Annotated in this window: 2 protein-coding genes; both read right to left on the reverse strand. The window is 45.5% G+C overall.

Translation table 11 applies throughout. The features are described 5' to 3' along the window. Positions 1-32 precede the first annotated feature (32 nt). Positions 33-1,280 (reverse strand): ABC transporter substrate-binding protein, encoded by a 1,248-nt coding sequence (locus AB4653_RS17340; protein ID WP_102257660.1) that lies wholly within the window; start codon positions 1,278-1,280, stop codon positions 33-35. A gap of 18 nt (positions 1,281-1,298) precedes the next feature. Continuing rightward, positions 1,299-2,306, reverse strand: coding sequence for a LacI family DNA-binding transcriptional regulator (locus AB4653_RS17345; RefSeq protein WP_012601182.1), 1,008 nt, complete (start codon positions 2,304-2,306; stop codon positions 1,299-1,301). Positions 2,307-2,697: the final 391 nt, after the last annotated feature.

Consider the following 2,697-nt stretch of genomic DNA (forward strand, 5'->3'; position numbering starts at 1 on the left):
GCGCCTCCTCACTTACTCAAAGTAATAACAAATTAAAGATTACGCGTGCGACGCTTGATTAGACGCTCAGCCTCTTTAAGCGCTGTCTCGATGTCTTTACCTTCATCAAGTACTTCCATCAATGCGTTCTCTAAGATGATAGAACGTGCAACGTGGTCGCCTTGTGCTGGAGATACTGGTTTGATGTTTTGTGCCACTTCAGCAAACAGTAGACGGGCTTTTTGTCCGCCTAGGAATTCCATCTCTTCTTGGAAAAGCTCATCGTCATACGTGGTGATGTTCGCTGGGAAAGCAGCAATCGTTTCGAAGTGTTTAAGCTGTACTTCACGATCCGTCGTCATGTATTCAATAAGCGCCCAAGCTTCATCTGGGTTTTCTGATTGAGTTGGAATAGAAAGGAATGAACCACCCCAGCTTCCGTAGATGCCATCAGGTAGGTTTTCTACTGCCCATTTACCTTTAGTTTCAGGAGCAATCCAGTTGTTTAGGTGACCAAGAAGCCAAGCGCCAGAAAGTTGAGTTGCAAATGTGCCGTTGCGGAAGCCTTCGTACCATTCGTTAGACCAAGCCAGAATACGGCCGTCTAAGCCTTTGTCGCGAATCTCTTTTGCTACTTCAAAAGCGTGAACAAAACGCTCTGATGTCACGACTGGGTTGCCATCTTTATCGAAGTACAGACCTTCACCTTCAGGAACCGTCGTAAAGATAATCGCTTGTGCCACGTCGGCTGCCGAAGCGATAAGTTGTACGTTTTGCTCTTTCAGTTTTTCACCAGCAGCGATGTATGAGTCCCAATCTTTGATTGCGTCTTCTACATTAATACCTGCTTTTTCGAACACGTCAGTGCGGTAGTACATAACGCCAGGGCCAAGGTCGACAGGGATGCCGTACATATCGCCATCAGCGCCTTTGCCCTGTGCCCATGCGTATGGTGCGAATCGTTCTTCGTACTTATCTGCACCGTAGTTTTCAGACAAGTTAACTAGGCCGCCAGAACCCACGAATGGACCAATTTTCTCAACGTCCACAACAATCACATCACCCGCACCAGAACCCGTTGCAAGGTTCGTTGTCAGTTTCGTGTGGTGGTCACCGTGGTTGTTCATAAGGTAATCAACTTTGATACCCGTTTCCTTTTCGAAATCAGGCAGTAATACCTTCAGGCTGCTATCGAAATCAGGGAAACCGTCGAAACGAATTTCTTTGTCTGCTGCATTTGCAGCTGTTGTACCTAATCCTAAAGCAACCGCGCATGAAAGCGCTAAGGTCTTAAATTTCATGTTCTATCCTTAATATTTTTATAGGGTAACTGGTAAATCCGATACCGAGTTTCTAGTGACCAACGTCGGCAGCAATTTAAAGTTCACGTCATGTTTTATTTTCTTTAGCTTTTGCAGAGTGAGCTGCACAGCTTCAATGCTCATCTCTTCAATTGGGAAATTAATGGTGGTCAAACTAGGGGTCAGATAGCGCGCGAAGATGGTGTTATCGAAGCCCACCAGTGATACATCTTTCGGAACTGACAGCCCCTCTTGATGCAGCACCTCAAAGGCGCCAAATGCCATGTGATCATTCGAAGCAAATACTGCGGTGAAATGACACTTACGATTCATCAGCTTTTTCATAGCGCTGATGCCCGTCTCTTCAGTAAAGCCCGCTTCCGAGACTAAGGCTTCATCGTATGGCACACCCGCTTCTTCCAAGGCCTTTCGATACCCCTGCAAACGCCCCCTAGCGTCTGCTTTATCTAAAGGCCCGGTAATACACGCGATATCTGTATGTCCCTTTTGCAAAAGATATTGAGTAGCGAGTAGCCCCCCGACTTCGTTATCAATATCAATGCAACTCATCGCCATTTCTGGGATGAAGCGGTTAATTAAAACCACAGGGGTCCCCTGTTCTTCCAATTCAATTAAATAATCATCACTGAGCAATTGAGTATGAAGAATCAAAGCATCAACACGACGCCCCAGCAGAAACTCCACAGACTCGCGCTGCCCTTGTTCGGTGTTCGAACCCGCTGTAACCACAGCGTGGTAACCAAAGCGGCGTAGGTTTTCTTCTATGCAATGCAAAATGCCTGAATAGAAAGAACCGCCAAGTTCTGGAACAACAACGCCAACACTACCGGTACGACTTGACGCCAAAGCTTGAGCGATAGAGTTCGGGCGATAACCCAATTCTTTGATCGCTTTTTCAACCTTTAGCTTTTTGTCATGACTGACTCTGCTAGTGCCATTAATAACTCTAGACACTGTCGCCTGAGACACACCTGCATGTTCTGATACGTGTTTAATTGTCGCCACTCGAACCTCGATACTTCATTAGCTTGTAACCGCTTACAAAACGATTATTAAAGAAAGGCGTCTTGGTTGAAGTGAGTGTCATCACACTAAAGTTGGAGGTGAAAAGGCCAGTTGTGGAAATCATGAAAGCGCTTACAGATTCACTTCACACCATGAAACTGTTTCATGAAATCATGAATCCATCGTGAGTCAGTTTTGTTAAAAGCCTTAGTTCCGTGAAGGGGTTTCAACACACCTATTGGCGTATCAAATACGATGGGTATCGAGTATTTTCCACCATCTAGGCTATTGATATGCAAAGGCTACGACGTGAGTTAGCCATTACAATTACTAGGGATAAAGCAGGGTACGCGAGATAGATTAAAATAATATGAAACGAGGTATTGAAGAT

The sequence above is a fragment of the Vibrio sp. 10N.222.48.A3 genome (assembly GCF_041475345.1).
Lineage (GTDB): Bacteria > Pseudomonadota > Gammaproteobacteria > Enterobacterales > Vibrionaceae > Vibrio > Vibrio tasmaniensis_A.